This window comes from Streptomyces sp. SS7 (assembly GCF_037993025.1).
Lineage (GTDB): Bacteria > Actinomycetota > Actinomycetes > Streptomycetales > Streptomycetaceae > Streptomyces.
In genome coordinates this window covers 7,350,141-7,372,722 of record NZ_CP141223.1, presented here as the reverse complement: position 1 = coordinate 7,372,722, position 22,582 = coordinate 7,350,141, and the positions used below count along the sequence as shown (strand labels likewise).

19 protein-coding genes are annotated in these 22,582 nt (G+C 73.1%); 5 read left to right on the top strand and 14 right to left on the bottom strand.

From position 1 onward, the window contains the following. Positions 1-79: 79 nt before the first annotated feature. The 3 genes from U5640_RS33800 to U5640_RS33790 form a co-directional block, all read right to left on the bottom strand. Entirely contained in the window at positions 80-1,960 is a 1,881-nt protein-coding gene (locus U5640_RS33800) for an FUSC family protein (RefSeq protein ID WP_340380976.1), read from the bottom strand. A gap of 232 nt (positions 1,961-2,192) precedes the next feature. After that, on the bottom strand, positions 2,193-2,915 hold the full coding sequence (locus U5640_RS33795) for an aspartate/glutamate racemase family protein (protein ID WP_340380974.1): 723 nt from the start codon (positions 2,913-2,915) through the stop codon (positions 2,193-2,195). A 5-nt stretch (positions 2,916-2,920) separates the two neighbouring features. After that, entirely contained in the window at positions 2,921-4,387 is a 1,467-nt protein-coding gene (locus U5640_RS33790; RefSeq protein WP_340380972.1) for an NCS1 family nucleobase:cation symporter-1, read from the bottom strand. A gap of 146 nt (positions 4,388-4,533) precedes the next feature. Here U5640_RS33790 and U5640_RS33785 point away from each other — a divergent pair, with 146 nt between their 5' ends. Then, a complete protein-coding gene (locus tag U5640_RS33785; protein WP_340380970.1) occupies positions 4,534-5,238 on the top strand; it encodes a GntR family transcriptional regulator in 705 nt (234 codons plus the stop codon). A 117-nt stretch (positions 5,239-5,355) separates the two neighbouring features. Here the strand turns inward: U5640_RS33785 and U5640_RS33780 are convergent, their stop codons facing one another. Both U5640_RS33780 and U5640_RS33775 read right to left on the bottom strand, forming a co-directional pair. Beyond that, on the bottom strand, positions 5,356-6,090 hold the full coding sequence (locus U5640_RS33780; RefSeq protein ID WP_340380968.1) for a uracil-DNA glycosylase: 735 nt from the start codon (positions 6,088-6,090) through the stop codon (positions 5,356-5,358). Between the two features lie 50 nt (positions 6,091-6,140). After that, the gene (locus tag U5640_RS33775; RefSeq protein ID WP_340380965.1) at positions 6,141-6,824 is read right to left on the bottom strand and encodes a class I SAM-dependent methyltransferase; all 684 of its coding nucleotides are present in this window, start codon (positions 6,822-6,824) and stop codon (positions 6,141-6,143) included. A gap of 194 nt (positions 6,825-7,018) precedes the next feature. Here U5640_RS33775 and U5640_RS33770 point away from each other — a divergent pair, with 194 nt between their 5' ends. Next, positions 7,019-7,285, top strand: coding sequence for a DUF6343 family protein (locus U5640_RS33770; protein ID WP_340380963.1), 267 nt, complete (start codon positions 7,019-7,021; stop codon positions 7,283-7,285). Positions 7,286-7,298: 13 nt separating this feature from the next. On the opposite strand, the gene U5640_RS33765 is transcribed toward U5640_RS33770, so the two are convergent. From U5640_RS33765 to rpsA, 4 genes are all read right to left on the bottom strand, one after another. Continuing rightward, complete coding sequence (locus U5640_RS33765) at positions 7,299-7,679, bottom strand: tetratricopeptide repeat protein (protein ID WP_055637991.1); 381 nt, start codon at positions 7,677-7,679, stop codon at positions 7,299-7,301. Positions 7,680-7,729: 50 nt separating this feature from the next. Beyond that, complete coding sequence (coaE, locus tag U5640_RS33760) at positions 7,730-8,338, bottom strand: dephospho-CoA kinase (RefSeq protein ID WP_340380959.1); 609 nt, start codon at positions 8,336-8,338, stop codon at positions 7,730-7,732. 172 nt (positions 8,339-8,510) lie between these two features. After that, positions 8,511-9,449, bottom strand: a complete 939-nt coding sequence (locus tag U5640_RS33755; RefSeq protein WP_340380957.1) for a PAC2 family protein — start codon at positions 9,447-9,449, stop codon at positions 8,511-8,513. A 157-nt stretch (positions 9,450-9,606) separates the two neighbouring features. Beyond that, complete coding sequence (rpsA, locus tag U5640_RS33750) at positions 9,607-11,097, bottom strand: 30S ribosomal protein S1 (RefSeq protein WP_133910183.1); 1,491 nt, start codon at positions 11,095-11,097, stop codon at positions 9,607-9,609. Between the two features lie 319 nt (positions 11,098-11,416). Between rpsA and U5640_RS33745 the strand changes: the two genes are divergently transcribed. Next, positions 11,417-12,322 (top strand): class I SAM-dependent methyltransferase, encoded by a 906-nt coding sequence (locus tag U5640_RS33745; RefSeq protein WP_340380951.1) that lies wholly within the window; start codon positions 11,417-11,419, stop codon positions 12,320-12,322. 43 nt (positions 12,323-12,365) lie between these two features. Next, positions 12,366-14,906: an ATP-dependent helicase HrpB gene (gene hrpB / locus U5640_RS33740; RefSeq protein WP_340385486.1), complete on the top strand. Its 2,541-nt coding sequence runs from the start codon at positions 12,366-12,368 to the stop codon at positions 14,904-14,906. Between the two features lie 16 nt (positions 14,907-14,922). Here hrpB and U5640_RS33735 read toward each other — a convergent pair whose 3' ends face one another. The 3 genes from U5640_RS33735 to U5640_RS33725 all read right to left on the bottom strand — a co-directional run bounded on the left by U5640_RS33735 (position 14,923) and on the right by U5640_RS33725 (position 18,043). After that, positions 14,923-15,915 (bottom strand): DUF3068 domain-containing protein, encoded by a 993-nt coding sequence (locus U5640_RS33735; protein WP_340380949.1) that lies wholly within the window; start codon positions 15,913-15,915, stop codon positions 14,923-14,925. A 21-nt stretch (positions 15,916-15,936) separates the two neighbouring features. Then, positions 15,937-16,071, bottom strand: coding sequence for an SPW_0924 family protein (locus U5640_RS33730; protein ID WP_107121964.1), 135 nt, complete (start codon positions 16,069-16,071; stop codon positions 15,937-15,939). Between the two features lie 166 nt (positions 16,072-16,237). Beyond that, positions 16,238-18,043, bottom strand: a complete 1,806-nt coding sequence (locus tag U5640_RS33725; RefSeq protein ID WP_340380944.1) for a lytic transglycosylase domain-containing protein — start codon at positions 18,041-18,043, stop codon at positions 16,238-16,240. A gap of 333 nt (positions 18,044-18,376) precedes the next feature. Between U5640_RS33725 and U5640_RS33720 the strand changes: the two genes are divergently transcribed. Further along, complete coding sequence (locus tag U5640_RS33720) at positions 18,377-19,240, top strand: DUF4184 family protein (RefSeq protein ID WP_340380942.1); 864 nt, start codon at positions 18,377-18,379, stop codon at positions 19,238-19,240. On the opposite strand, the gene U5640_RS33715 is transcribed toward U5640_RS33720, so the two are convergent. Then, positions 19,206-19,535: a hypothetical protein gene (locus tag U5640_RS33715; RefSeq protein ID WP_340380940.1), complete on the bottom strand. Its 330-nt coding sequence runs from the start codon at positions 19,533-19,535 to the stop codon at positions 19,206-19,208. The genes U5640_RS33720 and U5640_RS33715 overlap by 35 nt on opposite strands. A 245-nt stretch (positions 19,536-19,780) precedes the next feature. Further along, on the bottom strand, positions 19,781-22,507 hold the full coding sequence (polA, locus tag U5640_RS33710) for a DNA polymerase I (RefSeq protein WP_340380938.1): 2,727 nt from the start codon (positions 22,505-22,507) through the stop codon (positions 19,781-19,783). Between the last annotated feature and the right edge of the window lie 75 nt (positions 22,508-22,582).

Sequence of the window (22,582 nt, the reverse complement as noted above, 5' to 3'; positions counted from 1 at the left end):
GCGCCGCACCGGACGACGGCACTTCGCGGCACCTCCCCCGGCGCCGCGTCTCCGGCGTCGCGTTCAGCCGGCGTCGCGTTCAGCCGGCGAGCGGCAGCACGGGCACCCGTACCGGAGTGGTCAGCCCCACCCGTTCCCTCCGTACGGCGAGCGCGCCGAGGAGTTCCGCGAGCAGGGCCCGCTGCCCGGGGCCGAGCCGGCCGGTGTCGTCCAGGTGGACGGCGCAGGCGGTGGTGGTGTCGACGAGCCGTTCGAGGAGGGCGGCGACCTCGTCGGTGCCCTCGGTGTGCCGGGCGAGGGCGGGCAGTTCATGGGCGGCGTGGGCGATGGCGGTGCGGGCCTCGGCGAGGGTGCGGTAGGCCTCGCGGCGCAGGGTCCAGCGGACGGCGCGGTCGTCGGGGCCGTCGAGGACGTGGCTGAGGTAGGCGTGCGCGGCGCCGGTGGCGGCGGTGAGCCGGGCGCGTACCTGACCGCCGCGCTCCCCCGGCATCGGCACGTGTCCGACGACGATGACGATCGCGCAGGCCAGCAGGGTCTCGGCGATGCGGCTGACGGAGGCCTGCGGCTCACCGCCGACCATCACCAGGGACAGCACGAGTACGGTGGCGACGGCGGTCTGCGCGGCGAAGTGCCGGGTGGAGACGGGGATCAGCGCCCCGCAGACGGCGACCAGCGCGACGAGTCCCTCCGGCCGGGGCAGCACGGCGGCGAACGCGGCGAACAGCAGGGCGCCGAGCACGGTCCCGGCGGCCCGGCACAGCACCCGGGACACCAGCGGTCCGAGGTCGGGCTTGACGAGGAAGACGGCGGTGGCGGGCAGCCAGTACCAGTGGGTGTGCTGGCCGTACCAGTGGGAGTGGTGCAGGGCCTGGGCGATGGCCGCGCTGGCGCCGAAGCAGAGGGCGACCCGCAGGCCGTACTCGCGCCCGCCCGCCCCGAACGCGGCCCGCAGCAGGGCGCGGGGGCTGCGCCGGCGGGTGTGCAGGTCGCCTCCGCCGCCCCGGTCGAAGGCCTCGGCGGCGTGCAGCAGCGCGTCGTCGAGGGCGCGCAGCGCGGGCGCGGACCGGGAGGGGGCGGGCAGCGGCCCGGTGGGGGTGTTGTCGCGTACGGCGGCGGCGAGCCGTCGGAGGCCTTCGGCGGCGCGGGCGGAGACGGCGTCCCCGGCCCAGGCGAGGGCGGTCGCGGCCTCGGCGAGGGGCAGGGCGGCGGCGTACTGGGCGTGCAGGCGCCGTTCGGCGGCGGAGCTGGCGAAGCGGCGCAGGCGGGGGCCGGTGAGGGCGTCCTGGGCGTGGTCGAGGGCGGCGGTGAGGGCGGCACGGCGGGCGGTGGCGTGGGGGGTGCCGGTGGCGTCGAGGAGGTCGGCGACGGCGTCGTACACCGCGGAGACGGCGGCGCGCTCCCCGTCGAAGCGGAAGTCGCCGGTCAGGGCGCCGGGGGTGGGCAGCGCGAGCCGGAGCGCGAGCAGCCAGCCGGCGCCGGCGAGGAAGGCGAGGGCGCGCGCCCAGCCGGCTTCCGGGACCGGCATCCCGGCGCCGATGGCCGCCGCCACCAGCAGTTGTGTCCCGGCGCCGGAGGCGACGGGCCCCATGGCGCTCATCCCGCCGGCGAGCAGGCCCAGGCCGGTCAGTACGGCCGTCAGCGCGAAGGCGCCGACCCGGTCGCCGACGTACGTGCCGACGAGCATGCCGGCCGCTCCCGCGAGGGCGGGCGCGCCGAGCCGCTTGACGGCGGCGCGCCTGCTGCCGGGCCGGTCGTTGATCCCGGCGAGCATCGCGGCGATGGCGGCGACGACCCCGAGGGACACGCGGTCGGTGAGGACGGCGGCCAGCAGCAGCGGCCCGGCGGCGAGTGCGCCGCGGGTGACCGCGCTCCAGGGGACGGGTCCGCGCTGGGTGCGCAGGGCGTGGGCGAGCCAGGGCGGCAGGACGGTGCGGACGGCGACGGCGGAACGCGGGGACACGGGGCTCCTGTCGTATCGAGGGCGGGTGTGCCTTCGGGCGACGGCGGCCGGGGCGGTCAGCTGTGGGCTGTGGTGTCCACGGTAGGGGGTGGTTCGGGGGATCAGGGGGCGGTTGCGTTGCGGCGAGGTGACGGCCGGGCCGGATCCCGGCTTCTTTATGAACGCAACGCCCGGATGGGCACTCCTCGTGAGGAAGGGGCGGGAATGCGGGAGCGGGGCCGCGGGCGCGTGCTCAGGGCGTCCCCCACACCCGTCTCTTCGGCACCGGCCGTGCGAAGCTCCCCGCCCGGCTGGTCGTCAGGCCCAGGTGCACCAGGGACTCCGCCAGCTTCACCGCGGCTCCCACGCCGTCCACGACCGGCAGGCCCAGTTTCTCGGCGACCGTCGTCTGCAGGCCCGTCATGCCGGCGCAGCCCAGGACCAGGACCTCCGCGCCCGCGTCGCGGGCCCGTTCGGCCGCCGTGAGGAACGCCGCCTCGGTGCGTTCCCGGTCGCCGAGGTCGAGGACGCCGAGACCGGTGCCGACGACGGCGGCGCAGTTGCGGCCGACGCCGGCGAGTTCCAGGCTGTCCTCGATCTGGCCGCAGGAGCGTTCCAGGGTGGTGACGACGCCGTAGCGCCGGCCCAGGAGGCAGGCCAGGTGGGCGGCGGCCTCGGTGATGTCGACGACGGGGACGTCGACGAGTTCCCTGACGCCTTCGCGGCCGTGTTCGCCGAAGCCGGCCATGACGACGGCGTCGTAGGGCGGGCCGTCGTAGGTGCGCAGGCGGTCGATGACGGCGGCCGCCGAGAGGTAGCTGTCCAGCCAGCCCTCCGCCGACTCCGGTCCCCACGCGGGAGTGAGGCCGAGCACGGCGGTGCCCGGGCCTGCCGCGGCCCGGGCACCTCGCACGATCTCCTCGGTCATCTCCTGCGTGGTGTTGCAGTTGGTGACGACGATCCGTACGTTCCGCACGCTTCTCAGACCTCCGTGGGCTGTTCGGGGACGGCCGCCCGTTCGGTGCGGGTCAGCAGGACGTAGAGGCCGGCCGCGAGGGCCGTGCCGATGAACCAGGAGTAGGGGGCGACGTCGCTGAAGGTCTTCACCAGGGCGAGGACCGCGGCGACCGCGGCGGAGGGCAGGAACGCCCACAGCGCCTTGGGGTTGACGCCCTTGCGGTAGTAGTAGCGGGAGCCGGGGGTGGCGTCGAACAGTTCGTTCACGTCGACGCGGCCGCGCTTGACCAGGTAGTAGTCGACCATGATCACGCCGAACAGCGGGCCGAGGAAGGCGCCGAGGCCGCCGAGGAAGTAGTTGACGACGGTCGGGTTGGAGAAGAGGTTCCAGGGGGTGACGACGAGCGCGGCGACCGTGCTGATCATGCCGCCGACCTTGAAGCTGATCTTCTGGGGCCAGACGTTGGCGAGGTCGTACGCCGGGGAGACGAAGTTGGCGACGATGTTGACGCCCATGGTGGCGATGGCGAAGGTCAGCGCGGCCAGGACGAGCACCCAGGTGTTGCCGACCTTGGCGACCAGTTCGGCCGGGTCGGTGATGGCTTCGCCGAACACCTCCAGCGAGCCGGCCGTGACGATGACCGACACCACCACGAACGCCGTCGAGTTGATGGGCAGACCCCAGAAGTTGCCGCGGCGGACCGTCCGGTAGTCGGGGGCGAAGCGCGAGAAGTCGCAGAAGTTGAGCATCAGCGTGCCGTAGGTGGCGAGGATCAGGCCGATCGCGCCGAACCACTGCCGCCACTGCTCGCCCACGGAGACGGGGTGCGGGGTGGTGGTGAGCGAGATGGTCCAGTCGGCCTTGGCGAGCACCCAGACCGCCAGCGCGATCATGACGAGCCAGATCGCGGGGCCGCAGAAGTCCTGGAACTTGCGGACCGACTCCATGCCCTGACTGATGATCAGCGCCTGGATCAGCCAGAGGGAGACGAAGGAGACCCAGCCGAGGGCGTCGAGGCCGAGGAAGGAGTGGTGGGTCCAGGACTCAAGTCCCGGCCAGGCCGCCAGCAGCATCACGTTGACCGCGACGGACGCCAGATAGGTCTGGATGCCATACCACATGATCGCGATCACGGCCCGGATGAGGGCGGGGATGTTGGCGCCCCAGACTCCGAAGCTGATCCGGCTGACGACGGGGAAGGGCACGCCGTGGCGCTGGCCGATCCTGCCCATCCAGTTCATGCCGATGTAGATGAGCACGAAGCCGACGAGGAGGGAGGTGAAGACCTGCCAGACGTTCATGCCGAGGACCAGCAGACCGGCGGCGAAGGTGTAGTTGCCGAGATTGTGGACGTCGGACATCCACATGGCGAAGAGGTCGAAGACCTTCCAGTTCCGCTTCTCGGCGGGGGCGAGGTCTTCGTTGGTGAGCCGGGGGTCGGGGACGAACGCGGGCGCGCCGGTGGCTTCGGCGCTGTCGGCGAGGGACACGGGGGCCTCCATGAGGTGGATCGCCGGATGCGGAATCCTCGTTTGGTATACCAAACTGCGGCCATGGTCCTCCCGTCAAGCGTTGCGACCGATGTCCGTCCCGTTACGGCTCCGTAAAAGCACCCCGGGTCGGCGAAGATGGCCTCATGAGCCCCTCGGCGAAGATCGAACCCCTCGGAGCGGTGCGCGAACGCGTCCTGGCCACCCTGCGGCAGGACATCATCGCGGGCCGCCTGCGTCCCGGCGACCGGCTCGTCGAGCGCGAACTCGCCGACCGGTTCGGCGTCTCCCGGGTGCCGGTCCGGGAGGCCATCCGGTCCCTGGTCGCCGAGGGCTTCGTCCTCTTCGAGTCGGCGCGCCGCACCGCCGTCCGCCGTCTCACCCCCGAGGACGTCAAGGAACTCTTCGAACTGCGCGAGGCACTGGAGGTGTACGCGGCCGGACTGGCCGCCGCCCGCGCCACCCCGGACGCCCTGGCCGAGCTGCGCGCTCTCCTCGACCAGGCGGCCGCCGCCACCGCCGCCGGGGACGCCGAGACGATCACCGACGTCAACACCCGCTTCCACGACGGCATCCTCGCGATGGCCGGCAACAGCCTGCTGATCTCGGTCATGGAACCCGTCGACGGCCGGATGCGCTGGCTCACCCGGCAGAACGAGGAGTGGCCCCAGCTCCTCGCCGAACACCGCGAGTTGTACGACGCCATCGCCTCCGGCGACCCCGACCGGGCCCGTGCCCACGCCCTGCGTCACGTCCAGGCCAACCACCGCTCCAGCGTGCGGCACCTCTTCGGGGACCTCTCCCCGGAACTCCCCGGTCCGGACACCCGGCGCGAGGGACGGACGCGATGACCGGCGTGGCCGGCGGTACCCGGAACGCCCCCGCCGGCCCCCGCCCGACATCCGCGCCGCCGTCCGCGCCGCCGTCCGCCGCCCCACCCGGGCCGCTCGCCAGTTCCGGTCACGGCACTAGCCGGGCAGTCCCGCCGCCTCCGCCGCCGTGCGCAGGACGTCCCTGAGCATCTCGGGGGTGAGCCGGCCGGTGAAGGTGTTGCGCTGGCTGACGTGGAAGCAGCCGAACAGGTCCAGCGGTCCCTCCGTCCCCGCCAGGGTCACCCGTGCCCCGTGCCCGAACACCGGCCGGGGACGGGGTACCGTCCAGCCCGCCTCGGCGAACGCGGGCAGTGCGGCCTGCCAGCCGTACGCGCCGAGGACGACGACCGCGCGCAGCGTCGGCCGCAGCAGCCGCAGTTCCCGGACGAGCCAGGGCCTGCAGGTGTCCCGCTCCTCGGGCGTGGGCTTGTTGGCGGGCGGCGCACAGTGCACCGGCGCGGTCACCCGCACCCCGTGCACCCGCAGCCCGTCGTCCGCGGAGACGGAGGTGGGCTGCGAGGCGAGCCCCACCTCGTACAGCGCCCGGTACAGAACGTCTCCGGAGCGGTCGCCGGTGAACATACGGCCCGTGCGGTTGCCGCCGTGCGCCGCCGGGGCGAGACCCACGATCAGCAGCCGTGCGTCCGGCGGACCGAAACCGGGCACCGGGCGGCCCCAGTACGTCCAGTCCGCGAACGCCGCCCGCCTGACGGCGGCCACCTCCTCCCGCCACTCCACCAGCCGAGGACACGCCCGGCATCCCACGAGCCGCCGGTCGAGATCGGCGAGACCGGTGGAACCAGTGGGACCGGATCGGTGTGCCGCACCCATGGCTCCACCGTACGCGCCGCCGCCGCGCCGGGAGGGCGAGGCCCCGGACGTCATCGGTCCGAGGGCACCGCTCTCGCCCAGATCCCGTCCTCCGTCAGATACCGGTCGACCTTCAGGCCCGCCTCCCCCAGCGCCTCCTCGAACTGTTTCTCGGTGAGCGGACGGGCGAGGAAGGTCTGGGTCCAGGTCGCGTCCGGGAACTCGAACTCCGCGTGGACGGAGCGGACGCCGTCGCCGACCGGCTCCGAGGAGACCACGCGCACGGTGAAGCCGGCCGGGTCGACGCGCTCGCGGGGCACGTCGGTGTGGTAGTCGGCGCCCTCGCGCTGGATCAGGACGCACCCTCCGTCGGCCAGGTGCCGTGCGCAGACGCGGAGCATGCTCCGGCGGACCTCCAGATCGCCGCTGTGGACGAGGAAGGAGGCGAGCAGCACCACGTCGAAGGTCTCGCCGAGGTCGAGGTCTTCGATGGAGGCGCATAACGTGCGTGCGCCCCGGACCCGCTCCAGCATCTCGGGGGACTCGTCCACCGCGGTGACGGTGAACCCGCGGTCCACGAGGGCATGCGTGACCCGGCCGACCCCGCTGCCGAGTTCGAGGATGTGCGCGCCGGCGGGGACCGCCGCGGCGATGACGTCCGGCTCGTCCCGCACCGGCAGCCGTGAGTAGAACTCGACCGCGCAGCCGTCGGGGGTGATCGCTCCTGGGCCCGTGCCCGCGTATCCGTGTCGCATCTCAAGTCGCATGCCCGTCCAACGGCCCGCTTCCGCTCAGCCGTTCCCCTCTCGCACAGGTTCACCCGTTCGTGTCAGGGGAGCCGGCCGCTCCCCGCCGCTCTCCCTCGCTCCCGGTCGCCCTCTTCCGCTCCCCGTCTCCCTGGAGAACGCAGGGCCGGAAGAGTACGTTGCAAGGGAGGAGTGGTGACCGGATGCGTACGGGCAGTGAGCCGACGACAGCGCGCAGTGCACTGCGGATGCGTGCCTGGCTGAGCGTGTGGGGACTGGTGTGGGCCGTCTTCGGGACGACCGCGTTCTCCCTCACGGGGCGTCCCGGCTGGGCGGCCGCCTGCGGGGTGCTCTCGGTGGTGGTCGGCGTGGACCTGGCGATGATCCTCCGGCACCTGCGGCAGGGCCCGCACTACCAGCCCGGTCGCAACATCCCGCCGTACCGGCCGCCGGAGCAGCGTCATCCGTGAGCGCCCGGCCCGGTCAGGTCTCGAAGCGGGCCGCCTTGAGGTACTGCGGGTTGGGGTCCAGCGCGGCCGCCAGGCGGAAATGGCGTTTCGCCTGATCGCCGCGGCCCTGCCGCTCGTAGGTGCGGGCGAGCGCGAAGTGCGCGTACGCGTTGTCCGGCTCCCGCTCCAGTACGACGGTGAACTCCAGCTCGGCGGGCCTGAGTTGGGCGGCGGCGAAGAAGGCACGGGCACGCAGCAGGCGGGCGGCCGTGTTCTCGGGGTGTGCGGCTATGACACTGTCTAGCAGTTTCACCGCGCCCCGCGGGTCCCGTGCGGCGAGCAGTTGCTCCGCGGCACGGAAGTCGATGACGTGCGTCTCCGGAGTACGTCCGGTCGAACCGCTGGTATCGGGCACGGAAAAATCCTTCCCTTGCTGGGAGGGTTCAACGCGCGGAACGAGCGCCCCTATTCCGTGGACTGCCGCGACCTGCGCGTCAGCTCGGCCCACACGTCCTTCACGCGCCGCTCCAGCTCCGGCAGCGGTACGTCGTTGTCGATGACGATGTCGGCGATCTTCCGGCGCTGCTCGCGGGTGGCCTGGGCGGCCATCCGGGCGCGTGCGTCCTCCTCGGTCATGCCGCGCAGCCGGACCAGGCGGTCGAGCTGGGTGTCGGTGCCGGCGTCGACGACGATCACGAGGTCGTAGAGCGCGGCGAGGCCGTTCTCGGTGAGGAGGGGGACGTCGTGGACGACGACGGCGTCCTCGGGGGCGGCGCTCTCCAGGGCGCGGGAGCGGGCGCCGACCAGGGGGTGCACGATCGAGTTCAGGACGGCCAGCTTCTCGGGGTCGGCGAAGACGATCGAGCCGAGCCCGGGCCGGTCCAGGCTGCCGTCCGCGGTCAGCACGTCCGCGCCGAAGGCGTCGACGACCGCCGCCAGCCCGGGTGTTCCGGGCGCGACGACCTCGCGTGCGATGCGGTCGGCGTCGATCAGGACGGCACCGCACTCGACGAGCAGCCGCGACACCTCGCTCTTGCCGGCGCCGATCCCGCCGGTCAGGCCCACCTTCAGCATGAGGCGAAGCTTAGGGCCTGCCGAGGACCGCCGTCCCGGCAGGCCCCGGGCCGGCCGTGCCCTCGGGCCCCGTGCGGCAGGACCCCGTGTCGCAGGGCGTGCGGCCGGGCCCCCGTGGGGCCTGGCCCCCTGCCGCAGGGTCGCATGCCGCAGGGTCGCGTGCCGCCGGGGCTCAGTTGTCGCCTTCGCGTTCCGCCAGGAAGCGTTCGAACTCCAGGCCGATCTCGTCCGCCGAGGGGATGTCGGCGGGTTCGGCGAGCATGTTGCCCCGGGTCTCCGCGCCGGCGGCGGCGTCGTACTGGTGCTCCAGGCCCTGGACGAGGGAGGTGAGTTCCTCGTCGCCCTCGCGGATCTGGCGCTCGATCTCGGTCTGGGTGCGGTGGGCGTCCGTGCGGAGGCTGTGGGCGATGCCCGGCAGGACCAGTCCGGTCGCCGCGGTGATCGCTTCGAGGACGGTGAGCGCCGCGTCGGGGTAGGCGGAGCGGGCGATGTAGTGCGGGACGTGCGCGGCGACGCCCAGGACGTCGTGACCGGCCTCCATGAGGCGGTACTCGACGAGCGCCTCGGCGCTGCCGGGGACCTGGGCCTCGTCGAAGGGGCTGCGGTGGCCGGGGACCAGGTCCGTGCGGCTGCCGTGCGGGGTCAGTCCGACCGGGCGGGTGTGCGGGACGCCCATGGGGATGCCGTGGAAGGTCACCGACAGGCGGACGCCGAGGCGCTCGACGATCTGCTTCACCGCGGCGGCGAAGCGCTCCCACTCGACGTCCGGCTCGGGGCCGGACAGGAGCAGGAAGGGTGCGCCGGTGGTGTCCTGGACGAGCCGCACCTCGATGGCGGGTTCCTCGTACTCCGTCCAGCGGTCGCGCTTGAAGGTCAGCAGCGGCCGGCGGGCGCGGTAGTCCACCAGCCGGTCGTGGTCGAAGCGGGCGACGAGCTGGTGGGGCAGCGAGTCGAGGACCCGGTCGACGATCTGCTCGCCGGTCTCGCCCGCGTCGATGTATCCGTCGAAGTGGTAGAGCATGACAAGTCCGGCCGACTCCTGGGCGAGCGCCATGTCGACCACGGCCAGCCCCTTCGGCTCCCATGCGTACAAACCCTGCGGATCAAGCACCTGGACCGCTCCTCCTCGTGTTCCTCCATGTCAACGCGCGTACGGGCGTGGGCATTCCCGCCGCGCGGGTGCTTGCTCGGCGGGGAGGCGGAAAAGCCGAGGGGCCGCACCTCGAAAGGTGCGGCCCCTCAGTCAGGAGCTACTGCTCAGTGGGCGATCAGCTCTGGCCGCCGGCCAGCTTCTCGCGCAGAGCGGCCAGCGCCTCGTCCGAGGCCAGGGCACCGGAGGTGTCCGCGCCCTCGGAGGAGTACGAGCCACCGGTCGCGGCCGGAGCCGCAGCCTCGCCGCCCTCGGCCGCGGCGGCCTCGTCGGCCTCGCGGGACTTGATGACCTGCTTCTGGTGCTGCTCGAAGCGGGTCTGCGCCTCGGCGTACTGCTGCTCCCACGTCTCCCGCTGGGTCTCGTAGCCCTCGAGCCAGTCGTTGGTCTCGGGGTCGAAGCCCTCGGGGTAGATGTAGTTGCCCTGGTCGTCGTAGGACGCGGCCATGCCGTACAGGGTCGGGTCGAACTCGACCGAGGCCGGGTCGGCACCGAAGGACTCGTTGGCCTGCTTCAGCGAGAGGCTGATGCGACGACGCTCGAGGTCGATGTCGATGACCTTGACGAAGATCTCGTCGTTGACCTGGACGACCTGCTCCGGGATCTCCACGTGGCGCTCGGCCAGCTCGGAGATGTGGACCAGACCCTCGATGCCCTCGTCCACGCGGACGAACGCACCGAACGGAACCAGCTTCGTGACCTTGCCGGGCACGACCTGGCCGATCTGGTGGGTGCGGGCGAACTGCTGCCACGGGTCTTCCTGGGTCGCCTTCAGCGACAGGGAGACGCGCTCGCGGTCCATGTCGACGTCGAGGACCTCGACCGTGACCTCCTGGCCGACCTCGACGACCTCGGAGGGGTGGTCGATGTGCTTCCAGGACAGCTCGGAGACGTGGACCAGACCGTCGACGCCACCCAGGTCCACGAAGGCACCGAAGTTGACGATCGAGGAGACCACACCGGAGCGGACCTGACCCTTCTGCAGGGTCGTGAGGAACGTCTGGCGGACCTCGGACTGGGTCTGCTCCAGCCAGGCACGGCGGGACAGGACCACGTTGTTGCGGTTCTTGTCCAGCTCGATGATCTTCGCCTCGAGCTCCTTGCCCACGTAGGGCTGGAGGTCGCGGACACGGCGCATCTCGACCAGGGAGGCCGGGAGGAAGCCGCGGAGGCCGATGTCGAGGATGAGACCACCCTTGACGACCTCGATGACGGTACCGGTGACGATGCCGTCCTCTTCCTTGATCTTCTCGATGGTGCCCCAGGCACGCTCGTACTGGGCGCGCTTCTTCGAGAGGATCAGGCGGCCTTCCTTGTCCTCCTTCTGGAGGACCAGGGCCTCGATCTCGTCGCCGACGGCGACGACCTCGTTCGGGTCGACGTCGTGCTTGATCGAGAGCTCGCGGCTCGGGATGACACCTTCGGTCTTGTAACCGATGTCGAGCAGGACCTCGTCCCGGTCGACCTTCACGATGACGCCGTCGACGATGTCGCCGTCGTTGAAGTACTTGATCGTCTCGTCGATCGCGGCGAGGAAGGCTTCCTCGTTACCGATGTCGTTGACCGCAACCTGCGGGGTGGTGGCGGTGGTCTCGGTGCTGCTCGTCATGTGGGAAAGGGCTCCGGTTACGGACAGAAAGTCGTAGGTACTGCTACGCCGGGAGCCCGTATCGCTCTGAAGAAGCCGGACAGCTCAAGAAGCGCCCCACCGGCCGAACCGGTGATGCGCCTCGACAACCGAGGGGACATACAACAGATGCGAGCGCAGCCTGCTCCGTCTGAGGTGCGCAGGCCCGCAGCGCAACTTGTAGCATACGGGGGCAGCCGGGCAGGGTCAATGCGCGAAGGCGCACACCCGGGGCAGAACGCCGCATAACCGGCACACAACCTTTCTCCTGAGGTCACGCGGGCCGCAGGAAGCCCCTCCGGTGACACTCCGGAACACGTCGAGTGGCACCGTCGGGCGGGTTGCACGGAAGAGTACGACGAGGGAGCCGATCATCCAAGAGCCCGCATCGTCCGCGCCCCTGTCCGAGCCGGCCTCCGAGCCGGAGGCCACCAGGCGCGACGCAGACGTCACGGAAAGTTCCCGGGCCAACCGCGGCTGGTGGGACCGCAACGCGGACGAGTACCAGGTCGAGCACGGCACGTTCCTCGGCGACGACCGCTTCGTCTGGGGGCCCGAGGGCCTGGACGAGGTGGAGGCCGAGCTGCTCGGCCCGGCCGAGGACCTCAAGGGCAGGGACGTCCTGGAGATCGGCGCCGGCGCGGCGCAGTGCTCGCGCTGGCTGGCCGCCCAGGGGGCGCGCCCGGTCGCCCTGGACCTCTCCCACCGCCAGCTCCAGCACGCGCTGCGGATCGGCGGGGCGTTCCCGCTGGTGTGCGCGGACGCCGGGGCGCTGCCCTTCGCCGACGGCTCCTTCGACCTGGCCTGCTCGGCCTACGGGGCAATGCCCTTCGTGGCCGATCCGGTGCTGGTGCTGCGGGAGGTCCGCCGGGTGCTGCGGCCGGGCGGGCGGTTCGTGTTCTCGGTGACCCACCCGATCCGCTGGGCGTTCCCGGACGAGCCTGGCCCGGAGGGGCTGACCGTCTCGGCCTCGTACTTCGACCGGACTCCGTACGTCGAGGTGGACGAGCGGGGTCACGCCGTCTACGTCGAGCACCACCGCACGCTCGGCGACCGGGTCCGTGACATCGCCGCGGCGGGTTTCCGCCTGGTCGACGTGGCGGAGCCGGAGTGGCCGGTGTGGAACACCTCCGAGTGGGGCGGCTGGTCCCCGCTGCGCGGCAACCTGATCCCGGGCACGGCGATCTTCGTCTGCGAGCGGGACTGAGCCTGTCGTACGGCACCGGCCGCCATACGACACTGGGGGCGTGATCCTCCGTGACGACGCCCTGGCCGCGCTGCCCGTCCGTGCCGCCCTGCCCGCCCTGAACGAGGCCCTCGACGGGCACGGCACGGCCGTCCTGGCCGCGCCGCCCGGTACCGGCAAGACGACGCTCGTCCCGCCGGCGCTGGCCGGGCTGCTGGGCGAGGGGCCGGTGCGGCGGGTGGTGGTGGCCGAGCCGCGGCGGATCGCCGCGCGGGCGGCGGCCCGGCGGATGGCGTGGCTGCTGGGCGAGAAACCCGGCGGGAACGTCGGGTTCACGGTCCGCGGGGAGCGGGTCGTGGGGCGGCACACGCGCGTGGAGGTCGTCACGACGGGTGTCCTGTTGCAACGGCTCCAGCGCGACCAGGAGCTGGCCGGCGTGGACGTCGTCGTGCTCGACGAGTGCCACGAACGGCATCTGGACGCGGACACCTCGGCCGCCTTCCTGTGGGACGTACGGCAGACGCTGCGGCCCGAGCTGCGGCTGGTGGCCGCGTCCGCGACGACCGACACCGAGGGGTGGGCGCGGCTGCTGGGCGGGGCGCCGGTGGTGGAGGCGCACGGGTCCGCGCACGAGGTGGAGGTGGTCTGGGCTCCCCCGGCCCGTCCGGTACGGCCGCCGCACGGCATGCGGGTGGATCCGGCGCTCCTGGCGCACGTGGCGTCGGTGGTGCGGCGGGCGCTGGCCGAGCGGCCCGGGGACGTGCTGTGCTTCCTGCCGGGTGTCGGGGAGATCGCGCGGGTCGCCGGGCAGCTCGGGGGCCTGGCCGGGGTGGACGTGCTCCAGGTGCACGGGCGGGCGTCCGCCGCGGTGCAGGACGCGGTGCTGGCCCCGGGTGGGCGGCGCCGGGTGGTGCTGGCGACCTCGGTGGCGGAGTCCTCGCTGACGGTTCCCGGGGTGCGGGTGGTCGTCGACTCGGGGCTGGCGCGGGAGCCGCGGGTGGACCATGCGCGCGGGCTGAGCGCGCTGGCGACGGTACGGGCCTCGCGGGCGGCGGCGCGGCAGCGGGCGGGCCGGGCCGGGCGGGAGGCGCCGGGGGTGGTGTACCGGTGCTGGACGGAGGCGGAGGACGCTCGTCTGCCGCGTTTCCCGGCGCCGGAGATCAAGGTGGCCGACCTCACCGCGTTCGCCCTCCAGGCGGCGTGCTGGGGCGATCCCGAGGCGTCGGGGCTGGCGTTGCTGGATCCGCCGCCGGGCGGGGCGATGGCGGCGGCGCGCGGTCTGCTGACGGCTGTGCAGGCGGTCGACTCCGCCGGCCGGGTCACGGACAAGGGGATGCGGCTGGCCCGGCTGGGGCTGCACCCCCGGCTGGGGCGGGCCTTGCTGGACGGCGCCTCGTCGGTGGGGGCGGAGCGCGCCGCGGAGGTGGTCGCCCTGCTGAGCGAGGAGGCTCCGCGGGAGTACGGGGACGATCTGGGCGCCGCCCTGCGCCGTGTGCGGCGGGAGGGTGACGCCTACGCCGGAAGGTGGCGTGCGGAGGTCCGGCGGCTGCGGGGCGTTCTGGCCGACGTGTCCCGGCCGCCCGCTCATGGGTCCTCGCCGGCAGGCGGGCGGGAGGCCGGGGCGGGTGCCTCCGACGACCGGGTCGCCGGGCTCGTCGCCGCGCTGGCCTTCCCGGAGCGTGTCGCCAGGGCCGACGGCGGCTCGTACCTCATGGTCTCGGGGACCCGTGCCGGGCTCGGTGACGGCTCGTCCCTGCGGTCCGCTCCCTGGCTCGCCGTCGCCGTCGCCGACCGGCCGCTGGGGAAGGGGCACGCGCGCGTGCAGCTCGCCGCGGTGGTGGACGAGCACATGGCGCGCGGGGCCGCCGGTGCGTTGCTGGAGGAGCGGGACGAGGTGCGCTGGGCGGACGGGGACGTCGTGGCGCGGCGGGTCGAGCGGCTCGGGGCGGTGGAGGTGACGGTGCGTCCGCTGCGGGACGCGGACCCCGCTCTCGTACGGGAGGCCCTGCTGGAGGGGATCCGGCAGGAGGGCCTGGGCCTGCTGCGGTGGTCCGCGGAGGCGCGGACGCTGCGGCAGCGGCTGGCGTTCCTGCGGCTGCACCGGGGGGAGCCATGGCCCGAGGTGTCGGACGAGGCGCTGCACGCGTGCGTGGACGCATGGCTGGAACCCGAGCTGGGCCGGGCCCGGCGGCGGGCGGACCTGGGGCGGATCGACGCCGGGGAGGCGCTGGGGCGGCTGCTGCCCTGGGCGTCCGGGGAGGCGGCGCGGCTGGACGAGCTGGCGCCGCAGCGGATCACCGTGCCGAGCGGGTCGGGGATCCGGATCGACTACGCCGATCCGGCGCGGCCGGTGCTCTCGGTGAAGGTGCAGGAGATGTTCGGGCTGCAGGAGTCCCCCCGGGTCGCCGGGGTGCCGCTGCTGCTGCATCTGCTCTCGCCCGCCGGGCGGCCGGCCGCCGTCACCGCCGATCTCGCGTCCTTCTGGAAGGACGGGTACCGGGGGGTGCGGGCGGAGTTGCGGGGGCGGTATCCGAAGCATCCGTGGCCGGAGGATCCGGCCACCGCCGAGCCGACGCGGCACACCAAGGCGCGGCTCGGGCGGTGAGCGGGGCCGGTGCCGCTCAGGCGGTCACCGGCTCCCGTTCGTCCGTCCGCGCGCCCGGCGGGCCCGCCGGGCGGCGGTCCCGGGCCTCCAGCCAGAGGGCCAGGGCGAGCAGCAGCGCGCCGAGGACGAGGCAGCTCCAGGGCACGGTGGACGTCATGAGCAGGACCAGGGTGCGGTTGTGCTTGACGAGGGCGACGGTGTGCTCGGTGTAGTCCTCGCGCATCTTCACGTGCCCCGCGAACGCGGTGACCTTGGCCCGTCCGCCGAGGAGGGTGCCGCCGCGCAGTTCCTCCTTGTGGATCTCCTCGCCGTAGACGGGTGCGCCGGTGAGCGGTTCCACCCAGAACCTGCGGACCGTGGTGTACCAGCGGGTGGTGCCGGTCCTGGCGACGGTCTCGGGGGTGATGCCTGCGACGGGCATCGTCTTCGGCAGGGAGACCTTGGTCCAGGGGATGGTCTGCTCGAAGTAGTAGACCTTCACCCCGCGGAAGTCCCGGGTGCCCCGGTAGTGGATGGGGTTGCTGGTGCGGGTCTGGGCGTCGAAGTACTGGTAGTCGCGTTTCTCGGTCAGGAAGGGCCACTTGAACTCGATGCCCTCGCGGCGGACCGGGTCGCCGTCGACGGTCTCGCCGGGGGCGTGGACGGGCTCCTGGGTGTGGGCGTCGAAGATGTAGCGCTCGGGGACCTTGGAGACCATCTTGCCGTCGGGGCCCTGGATGTAGGAGAGACCGTCCCAGACGACGACGTCCCGGCCGGCGGTCCTCTCGATCTTCTCGGAGGCGGCCACGTCACCTTTGAGGGTCTGCACGATCGTCACTCGGGGGACCGTGCGGGCGGTCATGGTGCCGTAGTCGAGGAGGGTGGCGTTCTTCGCCTCCAGGACCATCGTCTGGTATTCGTTCGCGGGGATCTTGGCCAGGCGCGGGAAGGCGTACCAGCGCAGGAGCGGGGCGAGTGCCGCGCAGAACACGGCGAGGGCGAGCAGGACCAGGCTTGTCTTGCGGCGCATCTCGGCCTCCCTGCGGGGCGGTCACGGGTGGGCGGGCACGGTCGTCAGCAGGGGTTTCGGTGAGGTCCTGCCGGTGGGTGTGCCGATCGCGGAGACGGTGAGGACGAGGGCGAGCGCGACGGCGAGACCGGTCGCGGCGGCGATCAGGGCGCGCATGCGGACCTCCCGGCGTGTACGGTCTGCCGACCACTGGAGCTGACTGGGCGTCAGCTGCGGCACCGTAGCAACCGGCGGGTGAGATGAGAACAGGTCGGACAGCACTGCGGCGCCCCTCCGTCGGGAGGGGCGCCGCAGTGGCCGTACGGGAGCGGGTGCGTGAGCGCTACGACCCGGCGGCCGGCTTCGAAGCCGACGTCGATTCCGACGCCGACGCCGACGCGCTCGCCGAGGCGTCGGCGCTCGCGCTCGACGTGGCGGTGGCGCTCGGGGACGGGCTCGTGCTCGACGACTCGCTGGGCGTCGGGTCCGGGGTGCCGGACGCGGCGGCCGTGACGGTCAGTTCGACCGTGAGGGTCGCTCCGCCGGTGGTGGTGATGCGCAGCAGGTAGGTGCCGGCGGTGTCGTCGGCGTACAGCTTCGGCAGCTGCAACACGCCGTTCGCGTCGGTCCGCAGGTCCGTGAGGGTGCGGACGGGGTTGCCGGAGGCGTCCTTGAAGTAGGGGCCCTTGTCGTTGGCGGTCGGGTCGTCGGCCGAGGTGATCAGGGTGGCGGTCGCGGCGACCTTGTCGGCGGCGGCGCCCTGGTAGGTGGCCTTCACCGCGACCTGGTCGGCGAACTCGCCGCCGGTGACGGAGGTCAGCGCGGTGTCGGTGGTGCGGGCGAGGGCGTCGGCGGCGCGCGCGGTGACGGTGGCCTTGTAGTCGAAGGCGGTGATGGTGCGGCCCACGACGGTGGCGCGGACGGTGAACGTGCCGGTCTTCTCGCCTGCCTGGAGCGCGGGCGCGACGGCGACGCCCCTGCTGTCGGTGGCGACCGTGGCGACGCTCTCGCCGCCGGTGAAGGCGAGGTCGGTGTCCCCGACGATGGTGAAGCGGACCCTGACCTTGGCGACGGCCTTGCCGGCCGCGGTCTCCGCGCGGGTGCTGACCTTGGTGGTGAAGGCGTCGCCCGCCATAGCGGTGAGCTTGGTCGTGCTGCCCGCGTTCTCCAGGTGGTCGACCGTGTCGGTCGGGGTGGGCGCCGGGGTGTCCGGCGTCGAGGGGGTGCCGGGCGTGCTCGGCGTCGACGGGGTGGACGGCGTGCTCGGCGTCGAGGGGGTGGACGGCGTGCTCGGCTCGTCGTCGCTGCGGTCGGAGGGCACGGAGCCGGTGCCGTCGGGGATGGAGTGGGTGCCCTTGCGGTAGTACTCCAGCCACGAGATGACGGTGTTGTAGTACTCCGTCGAGTTGTTGTAGCTGAGGATCGCGCTGCGCATGCCCGAGGTGGTGGACATGTCCCAGTTGTTGCGGCACAGGTAGTGGCCGGCGGCGAGCGCGGCGTCGTAGACGTTGTTGGGGTCCTTCTTGCCGTCGCCGTTGCCGTCGCGGCCCGCCCAGGCCCAGGTGGAGGGGATGAACTGCATGGGGCCGACGGCGCGGTCGTAGGTGCTGTCGCCGTCGTAGGCGCCGTTGTCGGTGTCGCTGATGTGGGCGAAGCCGTTGCCGTCGAGGACGGGGCCGAGGATCGGGGTGACGGTGGTGCCGTCGGCGGTGACGTTGCCGCCGCGGGCCTGACCGGACTCGACCTTGCCGATGGCGGCGAGGAGTTGCCACGGCAGGTTGCAGCCGGGCTTGGACTGCGCGAGTTCCGCCTCGGCCTTCTTGTAGGCGTCCAGGACGGTCGCGGGAATGCCCGCCTCGGAGCTGCCGGTGCCGACCGGGCTGGTGACGTTCGAGCTGGGCGCGGGGTTCGGGCTGTTCAGCGGCGGCAGGTCCGTGTAGTACGGCGAGTTGCCGGTGGCGCTCCCGTCGGTGCTCGCGTCCGCGGCCACCGGGCTGTCGGCGGCGGTCTGGCCGCTGCCGCCCCCGCTCACACCGCCGACCGTGACGTCCGGTGCCTGGGACGCGGCCAGGGCCGCGACCGCCAGTGCGGCCACGGTGGTGTTGACCGCTCCCTTGCGCAGCCTCCTGCCGAAATGCGCCGACGACATGAAGCGAACCCCTCCCGTGGACGCCCGGCGTCCGTGTCCGTGACTGCGCCACGCCCGTGTGGGCTGTGGCGACCCCTGCGGCTGTTGTGACGATCGGACCGCCCCGAGGGTTGCACCCGGAGCGTCCGTCTGGGTCTGTTCTTTTGTTCGACTGCCCGCGGCGGCACGGCAACCCCAGCGACCCTACGACAACTTCTTTTGCACCGGCACCCGTTCGCACCTCCATTTCACCGGCTGGCCGGGTTCCGTTCGTCCGGGAACCACTGCCGCATACTGGACGTCCTCCGCGACCGTGCCGGTCCGCACCCCCACCCTCCGCCCCAGGGAGCCGCGTTGCCGTTCACTCTGAGTCATGCGGCGGTGGTGCTGCCCGGGGTGCGCGCCGACGGCACCGGCCGTGGACGGCTGGCGCCGGCCGTCCTCGTCGCGGGTTCGTTCGCGCCCGACATGACCTACTACGCGGCGAGCGTCCGGCCCGGGGCGATGGAGCTCGGCGGCGTCACGCACTCGCTGCCCGGTGTGTTCACCGTCGACGTGGTCATCGCCTGGGCGCTGGTGGGGCTCTGGCTGCTGCTGCGTGAGCCGCTGGTGGCGCTGCTGCCGTCGGCGCGGCAGGCGCGGACGGCCGCGCTGACCCGGTGCGGTGCGCCCCGCGCGCGCGTGCGGGCCGCCACCGCGGCGTGGTGGTACGTCTCCGCGGTGCTCGGCGCATCGACGCACGTGGTGTGGGACGCGTTCACGCATCCCGACCGCTGGGGCATGCGGCTGTTCCCGGTGCTGGGCGAGACGGTGGCCGGTTCGCCGCTGTACTGGTACCTGCAGTACGGGGGTTCGGCCGTGGCCGCCGCGGTGATCGCCGCGTTCGTGGTGCACGCGCTGCGCCGGGCGCCGGCGGACCGGCCGGCCGGGGTGCCGTCGCTGTCCGCGCGGGACCGGTGGACGGCGGCGGCGGTGATCGGCGGGTTCGCCCTGGCCGGGGCCGTGCAGCGGGTGTCGCGGTGGTGGACGTCGTGGGAGTCACGCGGCGCGAGACCGTGGGAGCTGGTCCCGACGGTCTGCTTCGGGGCGGGCGCCGGTCTGGTGCTGGGTCTGCTGCTGTACGCCGTCGGCGTGCGGGTGTGGCGTCCGGTCGCCGGGGGTGCGGCGGGCGGGCCGGCGGAGGTCAGCGCGGGGCGGAGCCGTCAGGGCGTGCGCTGAGGGACGGCGGCGTCGCGACGAAGACGCTGATACGGCGGGCGGGCTTGCGCCGGTGCGCACGGCCGAGGGTGGCCAGTGCGAGGGAGAGGTAGGCACGCGTCTGCTCGGCCCACAGGCGCGGGGTGGCGGGGGCGCCGGTGCCCCGTCGGTGGCCGGGGACGCGGGCGGTGGAGGCACCGGGCGCCAGGGCGGGGTGCCGGCGCCGGGGAGGGGCCGGGTCGCGGTCACCCTGCGTGTCTGCGGTCGCCGGGCCCCGGGTACGGGCCGTCCGGCGGTGGTGCGTGCGTATACCCATGGCGGCATCGTGTCGGGCGGACACGGCGCGGGGCGTGTTGTCGGGGGCCACGTGGGTGAGGGCCCTTCGGGGGATGTACCGGGGGTGACGGGGGGCGGGCACCGCCGGGAGCGCGCCGTGGTGGCGGCCCGCCGCCGCGGCGGACGGCGACGGGCGCCGCAGAGGGGCCTGTCCTCGCGGGCAGGCCCGTCGACCCGCGCCGCGGGAGGCGGGGAGGCAGGTCCCCGCTCCCCGCCGGGAAAGGCTTAGTGCGCCGCCGACTCCCAGTCGGAGCCCGCGCCGACCGAGACGTCCAGCGGGGCCCTGAGCCGGACCGCGCCCGTCATCTCGCGGCGGACGATCTCCTCCACGGCCGCACGCTCGCCGGGGGCGATCTCCAGGACGATTTCGTCGTGGACCTGGAGCAGCATGCGGGAGGTGAGGTCCGCGGCGCGCAGGGCGCCGTCCACCTTGAGCATGGCGATCTTGACGATGTCGGCCGCGGTGCCCTGGATGGGCGCGTTGAGGGCCATCCGCTCGGCCGCCTCGCGGCGCTGGCGGTTGTCGCTGTTGAGGTCGGGGAGGTAGCGGCGGCGGCCGAAGAGGGTCGCCGTGTAGCCGGTCGCCCGGGCCTCGTCGACGGCGCGGCGCAGATAGTCGCGGACGCCGCCGAAGCGCTCGAAGTAGGCGTCCATGAGGGCGCGGGCCTCGCCCGCCTCGATGTTGAGCTGCTGGGACAGGCCGAACGCGGACAGGCCGTAGGCGAGGCCGTACGACATCGCCTTGATCTTGCGGCGCATCTCCGCGTCCACCGCGCCCGGTTCGACGGCGAAGACCTGGGAGGCGGCCGTGGTGTGCAGGTCCTCGCCGGAGGTGAACGCCCGGATGAGGCCCTCGTCCTCGGAGAGGTGGGCCATCACGCGCAGTTCGATCTGGCTGTAGTCGGCGGTCATCAGGGACTCGAAGCCCTCGCCGACGACGAAGCCGCGGCGGATGGCGCGGCCCTCGTCCGTGCGGACCGGGATGTTCTGGAGGTTGGGGTCCGTGGAGGACAGCCGGCCGGTCGCGGCGACCGTCTGGTTGAACGTGGTGTGGATGCGGCCGTCGGCGGCGATCGTCTTGATCAGGCCCTCGACGGTGACGCGGAGCTTCGCCTGTTCACGGTGGCGGAGCATGATGACCGGCAGTTCGTTGTCCGTCTGGCCGGCGAGCCAGGCCAGGGCGTCGGCGTCGGTGGTGTAGCCGGTCTTGGTCTTCTTGGTCTTGGGCAGGGCCAGTTCGCCGAAGAGGACCTCCTGGAGCTGCTTGGGCGAGCCCAGGTTGAACTCGTGGCCCGCGGCCGCGTGGGCCTCCTTCACGGCCTGCTGGACGGCGCCGGCGAACATCTGCTCCATGGCCTCGAGGTGGGCGCGGTCGGCGGCGATGCCGTGCCGTTCCATGCGGGCGAGGAGGGTGGAGGTGGGCAGCTCCATGTCCTGGAGCAGGTCGGCCGCGCCGACCTCCGCCAGCTTGTCGTGGAAGGCCTCGCCGAGGTCGAGGATCGCGCGGGCCTGCACCATCAGGGCCTCGGCCTCGGCGCCGTCGTCCGCGCCGAAGGCGAGCTGGCCGTCGGCCGTGGCGGCGGGGGCCAGTTCACGGCCGAGGTACTCCAGGGAGAGCGCGTCCAGGTCGAAGGAGCGGCGGCCCGGCTTGACCAGGTAGGCGGCGAGGGCGGTGTCCATGCGGACGCCGTCGACGGACCAGCCGTGCTCGGCGAACACCCGCATGGCGCCCTTGGCGTTGTGCAGGACCTTGGGGCGGTCCGCGTCGGCCAGCCAGGCCGCCCAGGCCCGCTCGTCGGCCTCGTCGAGCTGGGAGGGGTCGAACCAGGCGGCGGGGCCGTCGGCGGCGGCCAGCGCGATCTCGGCGACCGAGCCGGCGCCCAGGGCCCAGGTGTCGACGGTGGCGACGCCGAGGGGCTGCCCGGTGCGGCCGGTGAGCCAGCCGGCCAGTTCGCCGGTGCCCAGCACGGTGCCGTCGAGTTCCACGCCGGCGGTGACGACGGGGGTCGCCTCGGCCTCGGCGCCCCCCGGGTCGACGGCGAGGAGCCGCTCGCGCAGGGAGGGGTTCCTGATCTCCAGGGTGTCCAGGACCATGGCGACGGCCGTGCGGTCGTACGGGGCGCGTTCCAGGTCGGTGACCGCCCTCGGCAGGTCGACGGTGCGGACCATCTCGGTGAGGCGGCGGTTGAGCTTGACCGCCTCCAGGTGGTCGCGGAGGTTCTGCCCGGCCTTGCCCTTGACCTCCTCGACGCGCTCGACGAGGTCCGCGAACGAGCCGAACTGGTTGATCCACTTCGCGGCGGTCTTCTCGCCGACGCCGGGGATGCCCGGGAGGTTGTCGGACGGGTCGCCGCGCAGCGCCGCGAAGTCGGGGTACTGGGCGGGCGTCAGGCCGTACTTCTCGACGACCTTCTCCGGGGTGAACCGGGTCAGCTCGGAGACGCCCTTCGTCGGGTAGAGCACGGTGGTGTGCTCGGTGACCAGCTGGAAGGAGTCGCGGTCGCCGGTGACGATCAGCACCTCGAAGCCCTCGGCCTCGGCCTGGGTGGCGAGGGTGGCGATGACGTCGTCGGCCTCGAAGCCGTCGACGGCGAACCGCGCGACGTGCATCGCGTCGAGCAGCTCGCCGATCAGCTCGACCTGGCCCTTGAACTCGTCCGGGGTCTTCGAGCGGTTCGCCTTGTACTCGGTGAACTCCTCGGAGCGCCAGGTCTTGCGGGAGACGTCGAAGGCGACCGCGAAATGCGTGGGCGCCTCGTCACGCAGGGTGTTGGCCAGCATCGACGCGAAGCCGTAGATCGCGTTCGTCGGCTGGCCGGTCGCGGTGGTGAAGTTCTCCGCGGGCAGCGCGAAGAACGCGCGGTAGGCCAGCGAGTGCCCGTCCATGAGCATCAGGCGCGGGCGGCCGCCGGCGTCGGGGGTCTCGGTCTTCTTCGATGCTGTCTCTGCCACGCCCCCGATCCTGCCACGCCCCACCGACACTCGGCCCCGCCCGTGGTCCGCGCACACCGACGCGCCGTGACCGCG